At 44.8% G+C, this 18054-nt stretch carries 22 protein-coding genes; 3 read left to right on the top strand and 19 right to left on the bottom strand.

Annotated elements, in window-relative coordinates; translation table 11 throughout:
- Window positions 1-6: 6 nt before the first annotated feature.
- From yhbY to AA84_RS0107900, 3 genes are all read right to left on the bottom strand, one after another.
- Entirely contained in the window at window positions 7-303 is a 297-nt protein-coding gene (gene yhbY / locus AA84_RS0107910; protein ID WP_028976748.1) for a ribosome assembly RNA-binding protein YhbY, read from the bottom strand.
- Between the two features lie 131 nt (window positions 304-434).
- Entirely contained in the window at window positions 435-1535 is a 1101-nt protein-coding gene (yqeH, locus tag AA84_RS0107905; RefSeq protein ID WP_028976747.1) for a ribosome biogenesis GTPase YqeH, read from the bottom strand.
- A 6-nt stretch (window positions 1536-1541) separates the two neighbouring features.
- Complete coding sequence (locus AA84_RS0107900; RefSeq protein ID WP_028976746.1) at window positions 1542-2057, bottom strand: YqeG family HAD IIIA-type phosphatase; 516 nt, start codon at window positions 2055-2057, stop codon at window positions 1542-1544.
- Between the two features lie 537 nt (window positions 2058-2594).
- Here AA84_RS0107900 and sda point away from each other — a divergent pair.
- The 3 genes from sda (at window position 2595) to AA84_RS0107885 (ending at window position 3992) form a co-directional block, all read left to right on the top strand.
- On the top strand, window positions 2595-2735 hold the full coding sequence (gene sda, locus AA84_RS17440; RefSeq protein WP_037563254.1) for a sporulation histidine kinase inhibitor Sda: 141 nt from the start codon (window positions 2595-2597) through the stop codon (window positions 2733-2735).
- A 118-nt stretch (window positions 2736-2853) separates the two neighbouring features.
- On the top strand, window positions 2854-3555 hold the full coding sequence (sigK, locus tag AA84_RS0107890) for an RNA polymerase sporulation sigma factor SigK (RefSeq protein ID WP_028976745.1): 702 nt from the start codon (window positions 2854-2856) through the stop codon (window positions 3553-3555).
- 104 nt (window positions 3556-3659) lie between these two features.
- Complete coding sequence (locus AA84_RS0107885; protein WP_232057159.1) at window positions 3660-3992, top strand: acylphosphatase; 333 nt, start codon at window positions 3660-3662, stop codon at window positions 3990-3992.
- Between the two features lie 115 nt (window positions 3993-4107).
- Here the strand turns inward: AA84_RS0107885 and AA84_RS0107880 are convergent, their stop codons facing one another.
- The 16 genes from AA84_RS0107880 to AA84_RS0107800 form a co-directional block, all read right to left on the bottom strand.
- On the bottom strand, window positions 4108-4332 hold the full coding sequence (locus tag AA84_RS0107880) for a YrhC family protein (protein WP_028976743.1): 225 nt from the start codon (window positions 4330-4332) through the stop codon (window positions 4108-4110).
- A 117-nt stretch (window positions 4333-4449) separates the two neighbouring features.
- Window positions 4450-5583: a bifunctional cystathionine gamma-lyase/homocysteine desulfhydrase gene (locus AA84_RS0107875; RefSeq protein ID WP_028976742.1), complete on the bottom strand. Its 1134-nt coding sequence runs from the start codon at window positions 5581-5583 to the stop codon at window positions 4450-4452.
- 30 nt (window positions 5584-5613) lie between these two features.
- Window positions 5614-6531, bottom strand: a complete 918-nt coding sequence (locus AA84_RS0107870) for a PLP-dependent cysteine synthase family protein (RefSeq protein ID WP_028976741.1) — start codon at window positions 6529-6531, stop codon at window positions 5614-5616.
- A 274-nt stretch (window positions 6532-6805) separates the two neighbouring features.
- Window positions 6806-7504, bottom strand: coding sequence for a 5'-methylthioadenosine/S-adenosylhomocysteine nucleosidase (gene mtnN, locus AA84_RS0107865; RefSeq protein WP_028976740.1), 699 nt, complete (start codon window positions 7502-7504; stop codon window positions 6806-6808).
- A gap of 19 nt (window positions 7505-7523) precedes the next feature.
- Window positions 7524-8165 carry a class I SAM-dependent methyltransferase gene (locus AA84_RS0107860; protein WP_028976739.1) on the bottom strand — a complete coding sequence of 214 codons (642 nt, stop codon included), beginning with the start codon at window positions 8163-8165 and terminating at the stop codon, window positions 7524-7526.
- 270 nt (window positions 8166-8435) lie between these two features.
- Window positions 8436-9011 carry a YrrS family protein gene (locus tag AA84_RS0107855; protein WP_028976738.1) on the bottom strand — a complete coding sequence of 192 codons (576 nt, stop codon included), beginning with the start codon at window positions 9009-9011 and terminating at the stop codon, window positions 8436-8438.
- A gap of 343 nt (window positions 9012-9354) precedes the next feature.
- Window positions 9355-9825 (bottom strand): transcription elongation factor GreA, encoded by a 471-nt coding sequence (gene greA, locus AA84_RS0107845; protein ID WP_081787905.1) that lies wholly within the window; start codon window positions 9823-9825, stop codon window positions 9355-9357.
- 84 nt (window positions 9826-9909) lie between these two features.
- Window positions 9910-10554 carry a uridine kinase gene (gene udk, locus AA84_RS0107840; RefSeq protein WP_028976735.1) on the bottom strand — a complete coding sequence of 215 codons (645 nt, stop codon included), beginning with the start codon at window positions 10552-10554 and terminating at the stop codon, window positions 9910-9912.
- 4 nt (window positions 10555-10558) lie between these two features.
- On the bottom strand, window positions 10559-11233 hold the full coding sequence (locus AA84_RS17435) for an O-methyltransferase (protein ID WP_231516872.1): 675 nt from the start codon (window positions 11231-11233) through the stop codon (window positions 10559-10561).
- Window positions 11234-11332: 99 nt separating this feature from the next.
- Window positions 11333-12418: an endolytic transglycosylase MltG gene (gene mltG, locus AA84_RS0107830; RefSeq protein ID WP_152540360.1), complete on the bottom strand. Its 1086-nt coding sequence runs from the start codon at window positions 12416-12418 to the stop codon at window positions 11333-11335.
- A gap of 260 nt (window positions 12419-12678) precedes the next feature.
- Window positions 12679-12999, bottom strand: coding sequence for a DUF1292 domain-containing protein (locus AA84_RS0107825; protein WP_037563251.1), 321 nt, complete (start codon window positions 12997-12999; stop codon window positions 12679-12681).
- Entirely contained in the window at window positions 12992-13429 is a 438-nt protein-coding gene (gene ruvX / locus AA84_RS0107820; RefSeq protein ID WP_028976732.1) for a Holliday junction resolvase RuvX, read from the bottom strand. The genes AA84_RS0107825 and ruvX overlap by 8 nt, the downstream gene beginning before the upstream one ends.
- Window positions 13426-13692 (bottom strand): IreB family regulatory phosphoprotein, encoded by a 267-nt coding sequence (locus AA84_RS0107815; protein ID WP_010024681.1) that lies wholly within the window; start codon window positions 13690-13692, stop codon window positions 13426-13428. Before AA84_RS0107815 ends, ruvX begins: the two co-directional genes overlap by 4 nt.
- A gap of 38 nt (window positions 13693-13730) precedes the next feature.
- A complete protein-coding gene (gene alaS, locus AA84_RS0107810) occupies window positions 13731-16373 on the bottom strand; it encodes an alanine--tRNA ligase (protein WP_028976731.1) in 2643 nt (880 codons plus the stop codon).
- Between the two features lie 319 nt (window positions 16374-16692).
- Complete coding sequence (locus AA84_RS0107805) at window positions 16693-17754, bottom strand: AI-2E family transporter (protein ID WP_028976730.1); 1062 nt, start codon at window positions 17752-17754, stop codon at window positions 16693-16695.
- 74 nt (window positions 17755-17828) lie between these two features.
- On the bottom strand, window positions 17829-18026 hold the full coding sequence (locus AA84_RS0107800) for a hypothetical protein (RefSeq protein ID WP_028976729.1): 198 nt from the start codon (window positions 18024-18026) through the stop codon (window positions 17829-17831).
- Between the last annotated feature and the right edge of the window lie 28 nt (window positions 18027-18054).

Genomic DNA, 18054 nt, shown 5'->3' with positions numbered 1-18054 from the left:
TCATCCCTACTTCTTCGGGAGGTCGATACGCTTGTGTTCTTTTGATGGCCGATATAAAACTGCCGTATGACCAATCACTTGAACAAGCTCCGCGTTTGTGTGCCGACTCATTTCGCTGCTTGCCTCAGTTGGATCTTCAAAAGTATTTTGTAAAAATTGCACCTTGATCAGCTCACGCTTTTCCAGCACACGGTCAATCTCTTCAATAAATTGGGGATGCACCCCCGTCTTGCCAACCTGAAAAATCGGTTTAAGCGCATGTGCCTTTTTTTTAAGAAATTTTCGTTGATTATTGCTCAGCATATGTTTCGTTTAACTCCTCCATGAACCAATGACAAAACATGTCATGGCCAAAATCTTAGTGTTCGTGTTCACTTTTAATTATACATCTTTAGCATTAGAAGGCCGATCGTCCAACCCGTCTCCTTAGTTCTTCACCCTTTGATAAGCGACGGGCGAAGCGAGACACCAATTCCTTTCGGTGCATAAGCCGTGATCCGCGCACCTCGACCCTTGATCGTAATCCAGCCTAAACCGGAAAAGACGAGATCACACGCCTGCTGATCGGTACGAAAATCGAAACGTTCCATTGGCGGAAGATCAACTTTTTCGCTCGGCGGTGTCAGCAAATGCCCAAGCTGGCGCGCATATAAATCATCAGCCTGCTCCATCTTTGTGCGGTGAATGACAAGCGACGATGACGCGTAGACAATAAGCGACCTTCGTGCAGGACCAATGTAATCAAGCCGCCCAAGCCCGCCCAGAAACAGCGTCTGACGCTCATTTAGTTGAAACACTTTCGGCTTTATTTCTTTCACCGGCATAATTTTCTTTAAATCACGCGGACCAATAAAATGTGCTGCCTGGTGATCATTAATAATTCCCGGGGTATCGTACAAGTTACACCCGTCACCAAGCGGGATCTCGATGAAATCCAAGGTTGTTCCCGGGAAACGAGAAGTCGTTATCGCTGAATCGCCAGTGCCTAAATGTTGGATGAGATGGTTGATAAACGTCGACTTACCGACATTGGTCGCACCAACAACATACACATCACGACCCTTTCGATAATGGTCAATTGCTGCAGCAACTTCATCCAAACCATGGTTCCTTGATGCACTCATCAGCCGCACGTCGACCGGTTTCAATCCTTGTTCACGTGCTGACCGGCGTATCCAGCTGGACAATTTGTTGGGATTGGTGGACTTCGGGAAGAGATCGCGCTTGTTCCCAACCAGAAGAACCGGGTTCCCCCCAACAAAACGTTGGAGACCCGGTACCCAGCTCCCTGCACTATCAAATAGATCAACCAAATAGACAACCAGTGCATCATGCTCTGAAATTTTGGAAAGCATGGTCAAAAAATCGTCCGCAGTCAGCGAAACATCCTGTATTTCATTATAATGCGTTAATCGAAAACAACGCTGACAGACAATCGGATCATGCTGCAGCGCACTTTGTGGGGTATAACCCAGCGCTTGCGGATCCTCGGTCTGAATCTTTACACCGCAACCGGCACAATAAATTTCATCCATTCCTGATTAATCCTCCCATTTCAACAATCCTCGGTGCCTCAATCGTGACAAAATAAACCGCTCCAGGTGACGATTTAATTTCGTTGCCCATCCGTCCGAATCGACAATCGGCGTGACAAGGATCGTGTGCATACCCACTCGGTTTGCTCCCCAGATATCGGTTAATAACTGATCGCCGACAACCACCATTTCATCTTTTTGCACTTTCATCAGCCGCATCGCTCGTTTGAATGCGAACGGGAGCGGTTTGTGCGCCCGAAAGATATAGGAAACACCGGATGAATTGGAAAACAGCTTGACTCGTTTTTCACTATTATTCGATAAGATCATGACTGAAATTCCGGCTGCCTCCAAGCTTGAGAACCATTGAACAAGTTCGGGAGTTACTTTTTCTTTATTCCACGCGATTAACGTGTTGTCCAGGTCGGTGACCAATGCTTTGATGCCCCGTTTCTTTAACTTGCTGGGGTTTATATCTAATACACTTTCCACATGTTCTTCGGGCAAAAATTGTCTTAACACGAATTTCTCCACCTCATATTCTGATCCCATTTTCCCACATGTTGACGATTTTACCAAGTCCTAATTCATAATTATCCCATGAATAGGGAAAACTCGAAATCAAATCATGAAAATATGACCATCAATTGATGATTTCATGAAAGAGTATGGCTAAATATTCCCTAAATATTTCGACACGATGTGACACGGGTTTATCTGTGGATAAATTTGTCCACATCATTCAACACTAGTTTTAAACATAAGTCTTAATTTACCCACACAGAACGCACAGTTTATCCACTTTCGCTGTGGATAAACTCATGATTGTTCCCTAACTTGGATCATGATAGAGTGAACATATGAATTATCGTTTTCTCATTATTCACGTAATCATTGCTGGTAGCGGTTGACAACTGGCTGCCTTGAGCGCTTTTTCAAGCCTGACGAATTACCGCTGTGTTTCTTTTGATCATTTAAGGTCATCCCACATACACGAAGCACAATTCACGTGGATTAATTTTCAGGAAAAAGGATGTGAGAAACCGGAAACGGTTGACAATGGATATACTTTCAGACGATTTGCTTATTGAATCCTACGTTAAAGCCAAGGAATACAAATTAAGCGCAGACTTCATCCGGTTGATTGAAGAAGAAATCAAACGCCGCAGTTTGGACAAAGAAATGAAACAGACGGGCTGATCCGGATTCACCACGATCGCGCCATTCTTTTCTTAAGGTACAGGCACAGGACAGGGCGAATACCCATACACTAGAAGACAGCTACGAAATATCAGATCTCCCAAAGGAGTGAAGGGTCATGCTGTCCATCGTTGGCGGACTCGCCTATTTATTTAAAAACGTCTGGCTACTTGTCTCCTACGTCAAGAACAATACCTTTCCGCAGCCGTTGTCAGCTGCGGAAGAAGCCGAATGTTTGCGACGTATGGCTGAGGGCGATGAAGATGCGCGCAATAAACTGATTGAACACAACTTGCGCTTGGTTGCTCATATTGTGAAAAAATTTGACAACACAAAAGAGGATACAGATGATTTAATATCCATCGGATCCATCGGATTGATTAAAGCGATCAACAGCTATTCCACCGGAAAGGGCACAAAATTAGCCACATATGCTGCACGTTGTATTGAAAACGAGATTCTCATGCATTTGCGTGGACTTAAAAAGTCAAGAAAAGATGTATCTTTGAATGATCCGATTGGACAGGACAAGGAAGGCAACACCATCAGTTTGATCGACATTTTGAAATCGACAAATAAAGATGTCGTCGATGAAATTTCGCTTAATTTCGAGACAAAAAAAATCTATGGAGCGCTGCATATTCTTGATCCACGTGAACGCGAAGTGATTATTGACCGATTTGGTCTGGATAACAAGGACGAATTAACGCAACGTGAAATTGCCAAGAAGTTGTCTATTTCAAGAAGCTATGTCTCCCGTATCGAAAAACGTGCCTTAATGAAATTATTTCATGAGATCTATCGAAAACCGAATCAGTAATGGAACACGCAAGCGATCGAAGCAGGAACATTAACCAAAACTCGATTCAATGGTACACTTTACTTAGCGTAGTTCAGAATATGAATCAGAATCGAGGCATTATGATGAACGAATCCCATAAAAGCAAAGGTTTGCATTTGATGGGCGAACCAGAAGAACTGAAAAGCGTGCATATTGTTGTGAAAGGAAAAGTACAAGCTGTCGGTTTTCGCTATTTTACTTGGCAAACCGCAAATGTCTATCGCATTTCAGGTTGGGTACGCAACCGCATCGACGGAAGTGTTGAAATTGCGGCCGAAGGTGAAAAGTCAGACATCCATCAGTTTGTTAAAACGATTAAAAAAGGAAGTCCGTTCTCACGTATCTCCAACGTATCCATTTACGAATATAGCGAACCACGAAACTATACGCAATTTGAAATTCGAAACTCTGATTGAAAGCTGATGAAACCCGCAGCAAAGATGCCCTTGCTGCGGGTTTTAGTGTCTTTGATGAGGTCCAAGCCTTAAATGAAAACCTGCTGAGATGCACCGTCCAGCAGGTTTGACATACTTATTGAAGCTTTTCTTTCAGTTTCGTCGATCTCCAGCAGCAAATAAAAGAACTGATTAAAAACAGTAGACTTACTCCGGATAAAACCTCAAGTTTCCATTCAATTGCGTGATATGGCGGAATGAACGTCCCGACATAAAGAAATGCGCTGAGAAACAGACACAACATCCCCACTCTTTTATAATCGACGATTTTGTTCAAAATGGTTTTCTGCTCTTCTTCCACGTTCATTCCTCCCCTTCAAGATTACTATAACATGAGCGGGGCAGAGAGAAATGAGGTAGTTTCTGACAAGAAGTGCGAGTAACTGATTTTGAAAAAATTTGAATCTGAACTGCGGGCTCAGTCCAAGGCTTGTGCAAGGTCATCCAGCAAATCCTGCGCATCCTCGATTCCGACAGACAAACGAATGAGGCCATCGGTGATTCCCAATGCGTCTCTTCGCGGCTTTGGTATTGATGCATGGGTCATCTTCGCCGGAACCGAAATCAGGCTCTCGACTGCACCAAGACTTTCAGCAAGTGTAAAATAGCGCGCTTTTGAGAGTATTTGATTCACCGTTTGTTCATCACCGACATCAAATGAAATCATGCCGCCAAAGCCAGAGGTTTGTTTTGCTGCAAGTGCATGACCGGGATGGCTCTCCAAACCCGGATAGTAAACCTTTTTCACCTTTGGGTGGCCCTCAAGGAATTGAGCAATTTGGTTGGCATTCTTTTCGATTTGCTCCATACGCAAGCCCAATGTCTTAATCCCGCGAAGTAACAGCCATGCATCCTGAGGACCAGGTACTGCACCAACCGAATTCTGAATAAAGTAAAGCCGTTCTGCTAACTCTTCCGACGCAACGACGGCTAGTCCTGAAACAACATCGCTGTGACCGCCGATATATTTGGTGGCACTGTGAAGCACAATATCCGCCCCTAAGTCGATCGGGTGTTGCCAGTATGGCGTAGCAAACGTGTTGTCAACAATCAAGAGCAGTCCATGACGGTGTGCGATTGCCGATGCCTTCTGAATATCAGTAACCTTAAGAAGCGGATTGGTCGGCGTTTCAAGGTACAGGGCTTTGGTATGATCGGTAATCGCGGATTCGATTGCTTCCGGTTTGCTTGTATCTGTAAACGTCGCGGTGATCCCGAGCCTTTTGAAAACTTTGTCAATCACACGGAATGTACCGCCATACACATCATCAGTAATCACAACGTGGTCGCCGCTGTTCAGCAACATAAGAACCGAGGAAATAGCTGCCATTCCAGAGCCAAAGGCAAAGCCGGCCTTCCCATGTTCCAACTGGCCAATCAGCACCTCGAGCGCGCGGCGTGTTGGATTGGCCGAGCGCGAATAGTCGTAGCCTTTCGTTTTTCCCACTGCTTCTTGCTTGTAAGTACTCGTCTGATAGATCGGTACAGATACACTGCCTGTGAATTCATCACCAAAAATGCCTGCATGGATGACTTGAGTTTTCGGTCTCATCATGTTTTCCTCCAAATTATGCTTCAGTATTTAAGATTCATAGATGCGTTGACTAAGATAGCGTTCACTGGAATCAGGGAAAATAACGACAATCGTTGTCCCAGGTTTAGCTTTTTCAGCTTCGAGCAGAGCCGCATGAAGCGCTGATCCCGATGAACTGCCAATAAGTAACCCTTCAAGCGCAGCCGCTTCTTTGAGTCGTTTGAATGCATCTTCATCAGATATTGTATAAATTTCATCAAAATACTCGGTTTTTACGAAAGAAGGAATGAATTCCATCCCAATTCCCTCTGTTCGATGTTCCGCCGGTGCACCGCCATTTAAAATTGAACCCACAGGTTCCACAACAACCGTCTTAATCTCCGGATTTCGTTTCTTTAAGTAATCCGCAGTTCCTGTAAACGTTCCGCCTGATCCGGCTCCGGCAACGAGGACATCTAAGGAGCCATGCAAATCTTCCCAAAGTTCAGGTCCAAGTGACTCAAAATAGGCCTTCGGGTTATTCGGATTGGCAAACTGATTCGGGCAATAGCTGTTCTTAATTGACTGTTCGAACGCTTTTGCTTTTTTGATCGCACCTGCCATCCCCTGATCTGACGGGGTTTTGACCACACGAGCGCCAAGTGCTTTCATTAAGGTTTGTTTCTCAACGCTAAATTTTTCAGGCACACAGAAGAGTACATGGATGCCCTTTCCCACAGCTGCAAGAGCAAGGCCAATTCCCGTATTGCCTGCTGTTGGCTCAATCAATGTTCCTCCAGGTTTAAGCTTCCCAGACTGCATCGCTTCACGGATAATCGTTTCACCAAGGCGATCTTTAACGCTTCCTCCCGGATTGAAGTATTCACATTTCGCATAGAGGCGCACGCCTTTCGGAAGCGGAAACGCATGCAGAGCCACTAGCGGTGTTCTGCCTACCAGCTCATGTACATTATCATAAACTGCCATATCTTTCTCTCCTTGTCTCTGGGCACAAAGTCGTTCTGCTCAGCTTGGTGTGCCGGCATTTTTTCGCAATTTTTTGCGCCGACAAGTACGTGACCTGCCGCTCAGCTGCTCGGGCAACAGACAACAGCTGAAACTGTAACGCTATTCAAGTGTTGATCCATTGTATGACTGGGCGAAAATTTGGCTAATCGAGAAACCGCCGCCTCATCAAACTGCGTATTTTCTTGTGATCGCTTATTACACATGCTTGTCACGTTTACGGATAGGTGCCTATTCATGAGTTAAGCTCCTTTAAGATTGAAAGAATAAATTCGGCTGAATGCTTCGCCGCTGTTTCCAAAAATTGATCAAACGATCGATTTGAATCCTTTCCGGCAATATCGGATAATGATCGAATGACTAAAAACGGTACCTTGAACTGATGACAGACTTGTGCAATCGCTGCCGCTTCCATCTCAACTGCCTTTAAATCTGGAAAGGTATCTTTCAGTTTTAAAATGCGCACAGAATCGGACATAAATGAATCCCCGGAGCCAATTAAACCTTTAACCATTTTGTGCTTTGAATCAGCACTGCTGGCTGCGAGCGCCGCTTCAATTAATTTGTGATCCGGTAAAAAAGCTGGAGGCATGCCCGGAATCTGACCAGGCGCATAGTCAAACGCAGTTGCATCCGCATCATGGTGGATCACTGATGACGAGATGACAACGTCACCGATTGAAAGTGATGGATCTGTTCCTCCCGCAGACCCTGTATTAATCACCGCTTGTGGATGATAATGATCCAGAAGCAACGTTGTGCCAACCGCTGCACTGACCTTTCCAATTCCGGATTGCAGCAGAATAATTTCTGTTTTTTCAATGGTTCCTTTATAAAAACGGCAGCCGGCAATTTCGATGGTTTCGACTCCGCTCATGCGTTTCTTTAATAATGAAACTTCTTCTTCCATTGCACCGATGATGCCTAATCTCACAACTGGATCCTCCTGAATATCATTCATTTTTATTGGCAACAATCAGCCATGCAAACCGGTTCAATTGTTTGAAATAGGGCTGAAAATGGTGCCTTTGAAAAAGATTTGCCAAGTCTTGCCGAAGTGGGTAATACTCCGTTTGAAGGTCGTTCAACAAACGGGTATACCCATGGCTACTCGCCCAGTGGTGTATCTTTTTCTTTTCACGTTCACTGTCAAACAGCGTGTCTATAAAAACTATTCTACCATTAATCGGAAGAAAACGGCTATAGTGGTCAATTGCCCGGTCTTTCTCCTGGTCGGTCAAATGATGGAAGGCAAACGAACTGATAATCGTATCAATGGGATCGTTCAGTTTTGGAAAATTAAGAAAATCACCATCAAGAATGTGTAGATTGGGGAGCTTCTCCATCGCTTTCTCCCGCATTTTCCTTGACGGTTCAATGCCTGTAACCTTGAATCCATGAGCAATCAGCTTTTTTGTCAGGTTGCCTGTGCCTACCCCAAATTCGAGCACCGCCCCACGTGCATAAACCGTTGCTGTTTCTAAAATCCGGTCATAATCCTTGAATACCTCTTTATATTCACGATCCCCGCCAAATACCGAACGATCGTAATCATCTGCCCATTGCTCGAATGTGTGGATAAATTCGCGTCCCACGCGATATTCCCCCTTGGCGCTTAAATCATTTAATTCTTATACTATTAGTATGGTTTAAATGATCTAATGTCACTAAACTAGCACAATTCGCTTGCGTATTCAATGAAAACATGCGATTATTTCTGATTTTGTAAACTGGATTCCGATTCCTTCCTGCCAAGCGATGAGGCCTACGCGAATTTTCTGTATGATTTAGACGGTAATGAATGGTATAGAACAAAAAGTCACTATATAAAAAAACCAGCCGTGCGTGACGGTTGGTTGCATGATTTATGGAGCCTTGACATTATCGGCTTGCCATTTTCCATCTTTATAGATGAGGTGAACAACATAGATGGCATTGGCATCGCCTTTTGGACTGACCCGTGCAAGCGAACTGCTCGGGGTTCCTCCATTACCAAGCCAGCGAATCGTCATATTGGTCTCATCGATACCTGTCGCTTCTGAAATGGCATGTACTTGCGCGTTCCAATCCGCAGAACCCATTTCATAAGAGGCTTGATGACTTTCATCAGATCCGGAATCAGCACTCGAACTTGAGGAGTCGGTACTGCTCTCGCCTTCATCATTCGCTGCCTGACTTGATTCATCCGAAGACTGATCTGAGCTTGAATCCGATTGAGTATCGCTGCTTTTCGATTCGCTAGACTGAGTACTGGATTGTGATTCCGATGATGCCGCAGGTTTCGAATCTGGTGATGTGTGAAAAACGGAAATGAGAATAATACATCCAATTGCAAGTATGAGCAATGAAACAATCCCAATTGTCCAACTGAGCAGCCGATCCATTTTGCTTTTCCGCTGTTCATAACGGGATGAGTAGCCATTGCCTCGCTGACTTCTCATAAAGACATCCTCCTTTTAACGACCAACGACAGTGATTATACAGTGAATTAATTACTCGATTGTTTGAATGGTCATCATTGATTGATCCTAATAATGAAATAGAATAAGACAAGCTGGTTCGTGCCTGCCAGCTTTCACACGCACACTATAAATAAATTCGAAGACAAGCACTGCATCATGTCTGTCCAAGCAAAACTGCGTCATTTGTCCGCATAAATAAAGGGTATGTCGCATAAATCGCATTATGTTAGCAAAATGAGCCGGATCGATGACGAAGAGAAAAAGCGCAAAAATGCCGGAACTGCTTCCGTGCATATTTGCGCCCTTTCTGTGCGATCAGCGGTTACTCTACTTTAAGAATTTTAACACGAATGTCGCCGCCCGGTGTGCTGACACTGACTTCTTCACCAACAGACAAACCAATCAAGCCCTTAGCCATCGGTGAATCGTTGGAAATTTTTCCCTGAAATGGGTCAGACTCTGCGCTGCCGACAATTTGATAAGTTTCCTCTTCGCCGTCGGGCAATTCTTTAAAAGTGACTGCTTTTCCGATCTTAACAACATCCGTCGTCTCGTCATCTTCAATAATAACGGAGTTGCGAATCATGACTTCAAGCTGTTGAATACGCGCTTCAACAAAGGCTTGCTCATCCTTTGCCGCATCATATTCCGAGTTTTCAGAGAGGTCGCCGAATCCACGTGCAATTTTTATACGTTCGACAACTTCCTTTCTCTTTTCAGTCTTCAATTCGTTCAATTCACGTTCAAGTTTTGCTTTACCTTCAGCGGTCATGTAGTGAAGTTTTTCCGACATATTTGCCACACTCCTGATTCGTTTAATCATACGGGTTCATAGACAGCGCAAGAGTTTACAAATTTTGAAAACACCCTGTACTGCTCACATCGTTGTTTTATTCTTCTCTTCGAGTACTGCGCGAATTTTGGTTGCCATCAGATCAATGGCAACTGAATTTTTTCCGCCTTCCGGAATGATAATATCCGCATAGCGTTTCGTTGGCTCAACAAATTGCAGATGCATTGGCCGTACAGCGGTTAAATACTGATTGATAACGGATTCAACGCTTCTGCCTCGCTCTTCAGTATCACGAAGCAGCCGCCGAATAATTCGTAGGTCCGAATCTGTATCGACGAACACCTTAATATCCATCAGATCACGCAGGCGCTCATCTTCAAGAACTAAGATGCCTTCGAGGATAATGACATCTTTAGGTTCGACGGGTACAATTCTATCAGATCTTGTATGTACTGTATAGTCATACGTTGGTTTTTTTATTGGGTGGAACTTTAGCAGTTCTTTGACTTGAGAAATCAACAAATCGTTATCAAACGCCAGCGGATGATCGTAATTTGTCAGCAGCCTTTTTTCAAAAGGTTTATCATCCTGTGATTTATAATAAGAATCCTGTTGAATCACTGTGATCGATTTGTCTGGAAATGTACGGTATATCTCACGCGTTACCGTCGTTTTTCCCGATCCCGAGCCTCCTGCGACTCCAATAACAATCGGCTTGCTTCTTTTCATCATCTCAGCGTTCCTCCCAATGCAACCCATGTACGTTCATCGTACTGACGGCCATACCATCGCCGACTGTCAAAAAAACAGTATCAAAGTCTGATTGCTGTGCAAGAAAATGGTTGTATGCGTCTACCTTCTTCACCAATCGATTCAATTGCCGTTTTTTTACTCCGTCAATATCACAAACAAGGCCATGAAAGAAGACATTGTCTGTAACAATGATCCCTTTTTCCCGGAGTAATTGTGTATAGCGATGAAACATACGTTCATACTGAGCCTTTGCAGCATCAATCAGAATCAGATCAAACGGTGCAGCGTCTGCAACTTCCTGTAATTCTTCCGTTGCATCACCGTAGACAATGTGAATGACGTGCTGCAGATTCAGCGTTTCGATATTCTGCTTCGCTTCTTCAATCATTGCCGGATCACGTTCAACGGTAATGATCGATGCATCTGATCCTGCTGCAAGCGCCATTCGAATCGATGAGTAGCCGATTGCCGTTCCCAATTCGAGGATTCGCCGTGCACCCGTCCAGCGAATCAATTGCTGGAGAAAAGCCATCGATGAGGGCTGCATGATCGGAATATAACTTGCAGCAGCTTTTTGCTCCATTTGCTTAAGTCGCTCGTTTTCTGAGCAAGTGAACGCATCCGCATACGCGGATAGCTCCTTAAAATCGATCAACCCAATCTTCCTTTCCTTGCCATTGCCCCCTGCAGCTGCACGGACGCTACAGTTCTTTACGATTCCACTATTCTTTCATGCGTTAAAAAGAGATAGCATTTATGATTTTTCCGCCCATTCATGACGGTATTTAGCAATGACTTCTTGGTGTTGCTTATAGGTTTGTGAATAATACACTTTGCCGTTTGGTCGTGCATAAAAGTAAACATTCTTTGACTTGATCGGCCTCAGAACGGCTTCAATCGCGTCAAGCGCCGGAGCACCAATCGGTCCAACCGTCAGACCGGAACGCGTATACGTATTATAGGGGGTATCCGTTTTTAAATCTTTTTTCGTGTATGCACGGATTCTGCGCTGCTGTCCATAAGCAATGGACGGATCCGTTTGCAGGCGCATGTCCAAATCCAAGCGATTGTAGAAAACGCCTGCGATTTTTTCACGATTTTTTTGATCCGGTGCTTCCTGCTCGATCAGTGATGCCATCGTTAAAATCTTGTGTACTGACCCAAGCTTATTCGTCTTAATCTCCCCGGAATAGCTGTGCAGCCGCTGCGCCGTTTTATCAAGCATCTTGTTCACCATCTGATCGAGCGTCAGCGGCGATTTCCCTTTTTTAAATCGATAGATACCCGGAGCAAGATACCCTTCGAGCGGATACTCAATCCCTTTTTGAAAGATTTCATTTGTTAAAAATGGATATTTTTTCACATAATGATCGTTTACATAATGATGATCTTTAAGCTTCTTCAGAACATCCGGTTTGTCCAATTTAGCCGCATTCGCCATTTGAGCTGCAACTTCACTGACCCACATTCCCTGACGTACATCAACAAGAACAATGATTCCTCGATGAGCACCATTTTTCAAATTATTCATCAATTGACCAACCGACATTGTTTGATTAAACGAATAAGTACCTGAGCGATACGTATTTAAATGATTCCATCGTGCGTAAAATTCAAACGCCCATGCTTTGCGAACTAATCCTTTTTTTTCAAGAATCTGAGCCATATCGCGAACCGATGCACCGGATGGAATCGTGATTGTTATCGGCCGGTCGTTTTGTTTATTAATCGGCGTCAACAAACGGGTATAATAACGATTAAACCCCCAAGCCGCTCCCACAGTGAGTGCGAAAAGAAGAATCACAGCAGCTGCGAAGATACGCCAATGCTTCTTTTTCATAGAAATGAGCCGCTCCTTTCAAGAGTACCCATCAATTATACACTATTTATTTACCGAATTTATCACGTTTCGACAACATACGCCGAACGTTTTTGATTTATTCCGTTTAAGAAAAACTGGGCATAGCCCGCGCAGGATGCGGTTGTGAACCATCAATTTTGTGCCTGACGAGCACTCCAGTTGCTCGCTTGATGCACAGCCTTTGACCAAAAAAACACATGCTTTCTTATACTGCATGGAAAAAGCCCCTAGCCAGGGGCTCATTCATCGCTTTCATCACTAAACGTGTTAATCATTTCTTCAACAATATCCCATTCTTCATCCGTCTCAATCGGGAAAAGCTTGAAATCATCGTCGTTGCCTTCATAGCGGAATGCAAAAACTTCCTGCTCCTCATCTTCTTCCAAATCCTGTTCAGCCGGAACAACCACGACATAAGACTTGTCCGTTTCCGGGACATCAAAATAAAAAAGGACGTCAAATAGGTTTTCATCGCCATTTTCTTCCGGAATGACAATGCGTTCTTTTTCTTCCTCATCCGGGAGGAAGATTGGATAATGGTTATGTTCGTGTTCACTCATCTTTTTTTGACTCCATTCTTTTTTTATCTAAATAGCTTTGCAGTATGAGCACTGCTGCTTCTTTATCGATCACTTGCTTTCTTTTCTTTCGACTGACATCTGCAGAAATCAAAATTCTTTCGGCCGCCATGGTCGTCAAGCGTTCGTCCCAAAGCTCCACGGGAAGCTTAAACTTTCGGTGGATGCTCTTTGCAAAACCGCGTGACGCCCCCGCTCGAGCGGATTCTGTTCCAATTAAATCTTTAGGAAGTCCAACCACGACGGATTCAACAGCATAGTCGTTAATCAGTTGGCCAATGCGATCAAACAGCAGATTCTTCTTATGTTCGACATATTGAACGGTTTCAATACCTTGTGCGGTCCAGCCAAGCGGATCGCTGATCGCGACACCGCATGTCACGGAGCCAAAATCCAAACCCATTATTCTCATTCTTTTTCCCATTTCTCTTTGAGGTATGTTGTAACAAGTTCTTCAATAATTTCATCACGTTCAAGTCTGCGAATTAATTTTCGCGCATCCTTATGTCTTGGAATGTATGCAGGATCTCCTGATAGCAAATAACCGACAATTTGATTAATCGGATTATAGCCTTTCTCATCAAGAGCATCATAGACTTTAAACAAGACTTCGCGCGCATTGTGATCCTTTTGATCTCCAAAATTGAACTTCATTGTTTTATCCATGATACCCATCCCCCAAACAGAATTTTGTACTGCTCGTGAAGGTCGAATCAGCGGACAGCCGCTTTCTCAATCAAATCAGAAACTGCATCGAGTGCATCCCGTACTTTTTCAGGCTGTTTGCCACCGGCTTGAGCCATATCCGGTCGCCCGCCGCCGCCGCCGCCGCAAATGGCCGCAACTTCCTTAACAATTTTGCCTGCGTGGAAGCCTTTTTGGATCAGGTCTTTCGTTACACCGGCAACAAAATGGACCTTCCCATCTTCGACCGAAGCAAGAACAACAATAACCGATTTCAGCTTATTCTTCAGATCGTCGGCCATGGCACGCAGCTGATTCATGTCCACCGAGTCGATCTTTTCTGCAATGTACGCAACGTCACCGTTCTTTTTCGCAGATTGTTCCAGTTCTCCGGTTTTCGCACTACCAAGCTTATTCATTAGCGCCGTGTTTTCTTTTTCCAGGTTCTTGATTTGTTGCTGAAGTCCGTCAATACGTTCCGGCAATTGATCCAGCGCCACCTTCAGCGATGCAGCAATGGCTTTCGACTGAAGCTTAACTGCATTCAGACGTTTAAATGCTGCTTCCCCAGTCAAAGCTTCGATCCGTCGTGTGCCGGCGCCGATGCCGCTCTCGCTGACAAGCGTGAATAACCCTAGTTCGGCCGTATTAGCTACATGACAGCCGCCGCATAATTCAATGCTGTAATCTCCAGCACTAACGACACGTACGACTTTACCGTATTTTTCACCAAATAAAGCAACCGCACCCAGCTTCTTGGCTTCATCAATCGGCATTTCCTTGGTTGTGACTGGCAGCTGTTCCCAAATCTTTTCATTAACAATCGCTTCAATTTGCTGCAGTTCTTCATCGGTGACTTGGCCGTAATGTGAGAAATCGAAACGCAGGCGATCGGCAGCCACATAAGACCCTGCCTGATTGACATGCGAACCGAGTACATCTTTAAGTGCCTGATCAAGTAAGTGTGTTGCGGTATGATTCTTCTGGATCGCAAGTCGTGCTTTTACATCAATTTGTGCATTCAGAGAATCGCCAATTGCAAGATGACCTTGCTTTACAACACAAGTATGCAGGTTCTGTCCGTTCGGTGCGTGTTGAACAGCGGTGACCGCGAGTTGCACGTCTGAATTGCTCAATTCACCTGTGTCGGCAACTTGACCGCCCATTTCCGCATAAAATGGTGTACGATCCAAAATAATTTGCACGGTGTCGCCTTCAACCGCATGATCAACGGTTGCATTGTCTTTCACAAGTGCGATCACTTTTACTCCGTTTACCTTGAAGTCGTTGTATCCGATAAACGTGCTTGGATTGGTGATATTGCGCAGCGTATCGCTCTGAACATGCATTGACTTTTGGTCTTTGCGTGCCGCGCGCGCACGATCCCGCTGCGCGTCAAGTTCCTTTTGGAAGCCATCTTTGTTAATCGAAAGCCCAGCCTGATTCGCGTATTCTTCTGTAAGTTCCAGCGGGAACCCGAAAGTGTCGTAAAGCTTAAACACATTGACACCGGCAATCTCCTTTTCGCCTCGGCCCTTTGCTTCATCAATGTACTGCTTCAGAATCGCGACACCTTCATGAATCGTTTCTTGGAAGCGCTCTTCCTCGCCTTTAATGACCTTCTGAACGAACGCTGCTTTTTCAGCAACCTCCGTGTAGTAATCCTTCATAATATCGGCAACGATCGGTACCAATTTGAACATGAACGGCCTATCCAGTCCAAGATCCATTGCATAGCGTACCGCACGGCGGATCAAGCGGCGCAGGACATAACCACGGCCTTCGTTCGAGGGCAAGGCGCCATCGGCAATCGCAAACGTCACCGTCCGCACATGATCGGCGATAACTTTAAATGCCGTGTTCTTTTTACCGGTTTGATATTTTGCTCCAGACAGTGCTTCAATTTTGTGAATGATCGGCATGAATAAATCGGTATCAAAATTCGTTTCCGCATCCTGAATGACACTGACCATCCGTTCAAGTCCCATACCGGTATCAATGTTTTTCTTTGGAAGCGGCGTATGGCTGCCGTCCGGATTGTGATTAAATTGCGAGAACACAAGATTCCAGACTTCAAGATAGCGTTCATTCTCACCGCCCGGATACAGTTCAGGATCATCCGGATCATCGCCGAACGCAGGTCCGCGATCATAGAAAATCTCTGTATTCGGGCCGCTTGGGCCTTCACCGATATCCCAAAAATTATGTTCCAGCTTAATAATTCGGCTGTCCGAAAGACCGATCTTCTCATGCCACAGCTGATAGGCTTCTTCATCTTGCGGATAGATCGTTACTGACAGTTTGTCCGGATCAAAGGCAATCCAATCCGGACTGGTCAGAAACTCCCAAGCCCAAGTAATGGCTTCCTCTTTAAAGTAATCGCCAACTGAAAAGTTGCCAAGCATTTCGAAAAATGTATGGTGGCGCGCCGTATAACCGACATTCTCAATATCATTTGTTCGAATCGCTTTCTGCGCGTTGCAAATACGCGGATTTTTAGGAACGACTCGTCCATCGAAATATTTTTTCAGTGTCGCTACACCGCTGTTGATCCACAGCAAGGATGGATCATCGACCGGAATCAGCGATGCGCTAGGTTCAACCGAATGACCCTTTCCTTTGAAAAAGTCCAAAAACATTTTTCTAACTTCCGATGAACTTAATTGTTTCATCACAAGAACCCCCACTCAATTTGTTACAGCATTATGTAAACCAATCGGACGCTCAATGAAAAAAGCTCTCATCCCATCACCAGAAAGGACGAAAGCTTTTAAGCTTAATCTGCGCCGCAAGGAAAAGAAGCAACGCAGCCTATGTATCACAGCGCTCAGGAAAATTCTTCCCGTCAAACAGCTGCAGCTGCCCCGATGAACGGCGGAAAAGCCGTTCCCGCACATTGCATTCGGTTGATGAGCTCGCTGCCCGCACGCTTCACGCTATTCTTTTCGTCTCGGTTTCACTATTCTGCCGTAATTATAGATGAAATTCCCCTTACTTGTCAATGATTCGAAACCGCTCGTTCAGGTGGCGCAAACACGTGCGAATGATGATGAAACAAGGAATCGCAAGCAACATACCCACAATTCCAGCGAGCTCACCTCCGGCACCGACTGCCAGCATGATATAGAGCGGATGGATTTCCGCACTCTTTCCGACCACAATTGGCTCGATGACACTGCCTTCAAGAAATTGGATTAAAATGATCATCAAAATCACGCCGGACATGGCGTAAAACGACTTCGTCGCAGCCACAAGTACGGCCGGTGCCGCACCAATAAACGGTCCGAAATAGGGGATCAAATCCGTTGCTCCGATAAACAGTCCGAACACAATCGGATAAGGGACCTTCAGGATCCATAGTCCGATCGTCGCCATCACCGCCAGTATACCGCAGACCGTCAACTGACCGCGAATATACATCCCTATGGATTGATCCATCTCAGCGCAGAGATCTGCCGTTTGTTTCCGCCATTTTTTTGGCACAAACAGCAGGACCTTTTTCTTAATCAGCGCCGCATCTTTGAGCATGTAAAAAGAAAGAAAAGGAATCAAGAGCAAGGTCAAGAATGAGCGAATCACATTGGAACACCAGTCAATGATCCCTTTTCCCATTTTATTCAAACTGTGTTTGATTCGAACGAGCGCTTCATTCACCTGATCATGTACCGCCTCTGGAGTGGACGTGTACACTCGATCCAGATTCGTTTCATACAACTGCTGATAATTGGTGATCTCGTGATCCAAACTGCGGAGTTCATGCAGCAAAACAGGACCGCCTTTATAGACGGCAAGACCGACAAGACTAAAAAAAACAGCATAGATCACAAGAATAGCTACCGTCCGATGCAGCCCCAAGCGCTGCACACGGCCGACTAAAGGGTGCAGCAAATACGAAATAATTGCTGCCGCAAAAAAAGGAATAGCGATATGCATCAAAAAATGGGTAACACTCCCGATGAACGGCAACAAACGGTAGAATAAATAGCCATTTAGAAAAAGCAGCAACATGATGAGCAGCATCTTCATCCACTGCAGGGCAGTCCATTTTCGCATCATGATCCCTCCAAAACTAGTTTTACCCAATTCGCAGCGAATCATGAGCGATAAAACAAGATCGGAATGAATGCTTAGAAACCATTCGCTTTCGCTTCCAATTCAGACTCTTGAAACAAATCATCAAGATCGGTCAAACTGCCGTCTTCCTCAACCTGACTCAGCGACAATTTCCCATCTTGCAAGGTTAATTCGATAAAACATTTCCAGCAATAAAATTGATTGACACCTATTTTTCCGATATCAGTACTTGAGCAATTGGGACATTTCATTTTTTTCACCTCAGTAATGAGCTTTTGT

This window comes from Sporolactobacillus terrae DSM 11697, from assembly GCF_000648615.1.
GTDB classification, from domain to species: domain Bacteria; phylum Bacillota; class Bacilli; order Bacillales; family Sporolactobacillaceae; genus Sporolactobacillus; species Sporolactobacillus terrae.
Note: the sequence above shows the minus strand (reverse complement) of the source record. Positions and strands in the feature narration are given on the sequence as shown.

Excerpts from the sequence above, each read along its gene's own strand:
- yhbY (WP_028976748.1), bottom strand. The coding sequence starts at position 303 with ATGCTGAGCAATAATCAACGAAAATTTCTTAAAAAAAAGGCACATGCG.
- yqeH (WP_028976747.1), bottom strand. The coding sequence starts at position 1,535 with ATGGATGAAATTTATTGTGCCGGTTGCGGTGTAAAGATTCAGACCGAG.
- sda (WP_037563254.1), top strand. The coding sequence starts at position 2,595 with ATGGATATACTTTCAGACGATTTGCTTATTGAATCCTACGTTAAAGCC.
- sigK (WP_028976745.1), top strand. The coding sequence starts at position 2,854 with ATGCTGTCCATCGTTGGCGGACTCGCCTATTTATTTAAAAACGTCTGG.
- AA84_RS0107885 (WP_232057159.1), top strand. The coding sequence starts at position 3,660 with ATGAACGAATCCCATAAAAGCAAAGGTTTGCATTTGATGGGCGAACCA.
- AA84_RS0107875 (WP_028976742.1), bottom strand. The coding sequence starts at position 5,583 with ATGAGACCGAAAACTCAAGTCATCCATGCAGGCATTTTTGGTGATGAA.
- AA84_RS0107870 (WP_028976741.1), bottom strand. The coding sequence starts at position 6,531 with ATGGCAGTTTATGATAATGTACATGAGCTGGTAGGCAGAACACCGCTA.
- AA84_RS0107855 (WP_028976738.1), bottom strand. The coding sequence starts at position 9,011 with ATGAGAAGTCAGCGAGGCAATGGCTACTCATCCCGTTATGAACAGCGG.
- greA (WP_081787905.1), bottom strand. The coding sequence starts at position 9,825 with ATGTCGGAAAAACTTCACTACATGACCGCTGAAGGTAAAGCAAAACTT.
- udk (WP_028976735.1), bottom strand. The coding sequence starts at position 10,554 with ATGAAAAGAAGCAAGCCGATTGTTATTGGAGTCGCAGGAGGCTCGGGA.
- mltG (WP_152540360.1), bottom strand. The coding sequence starts at position 12,418 with ATGAAAAAGAAGCATTGGCGTATCTTCGCAGCTGCTGTGATTCTTCTT.
- AA84_RS0107825 (WP_037563251.1), bottom strand. The coding sequence starts at position 12,999 with ATGAGTGAACACGAACATAACCATTATCCAATCTTCCTCCCGGATGAG.
- ruvX (WP_028976732.1), bottom strand. The coding sequence starts at position 13,429 with ATGAGAATAATGGGTTTGGATTTTGGCTCCGTGACATGCGGTGTCGCG.
- AA84_RS0107815 (WP_010024681.1), bottom strand. The coding sequence starts at position 13,692 with ATGGGTATCATGGATAAAACAATGAAGTTCAATTTTGGAGATCAAAAG.
- alaS (WP_028976731.1), bottom strand. The coding sequence starts at position 16,373 with ATGAAACAATTAAGTTCATCGGAAGTTAGAAAAATGTTTTTGGACTTT.
- AA84_RS0107805 (WP_028976730.1), bottom strand. The coding sequence starts at position 17,754 with ATGCGAAAATGGACTGCCCTGCAGTGGATGAAGATGCTGCTCATCATG.
- AA84_RS0107800 (WP_028976729.1), bottom strand. The coding sequence starts at position 18,026 with ATGAAATGTCCCAATTGCTCAAGTACTGATATCGGAAAAATAGGTGTC.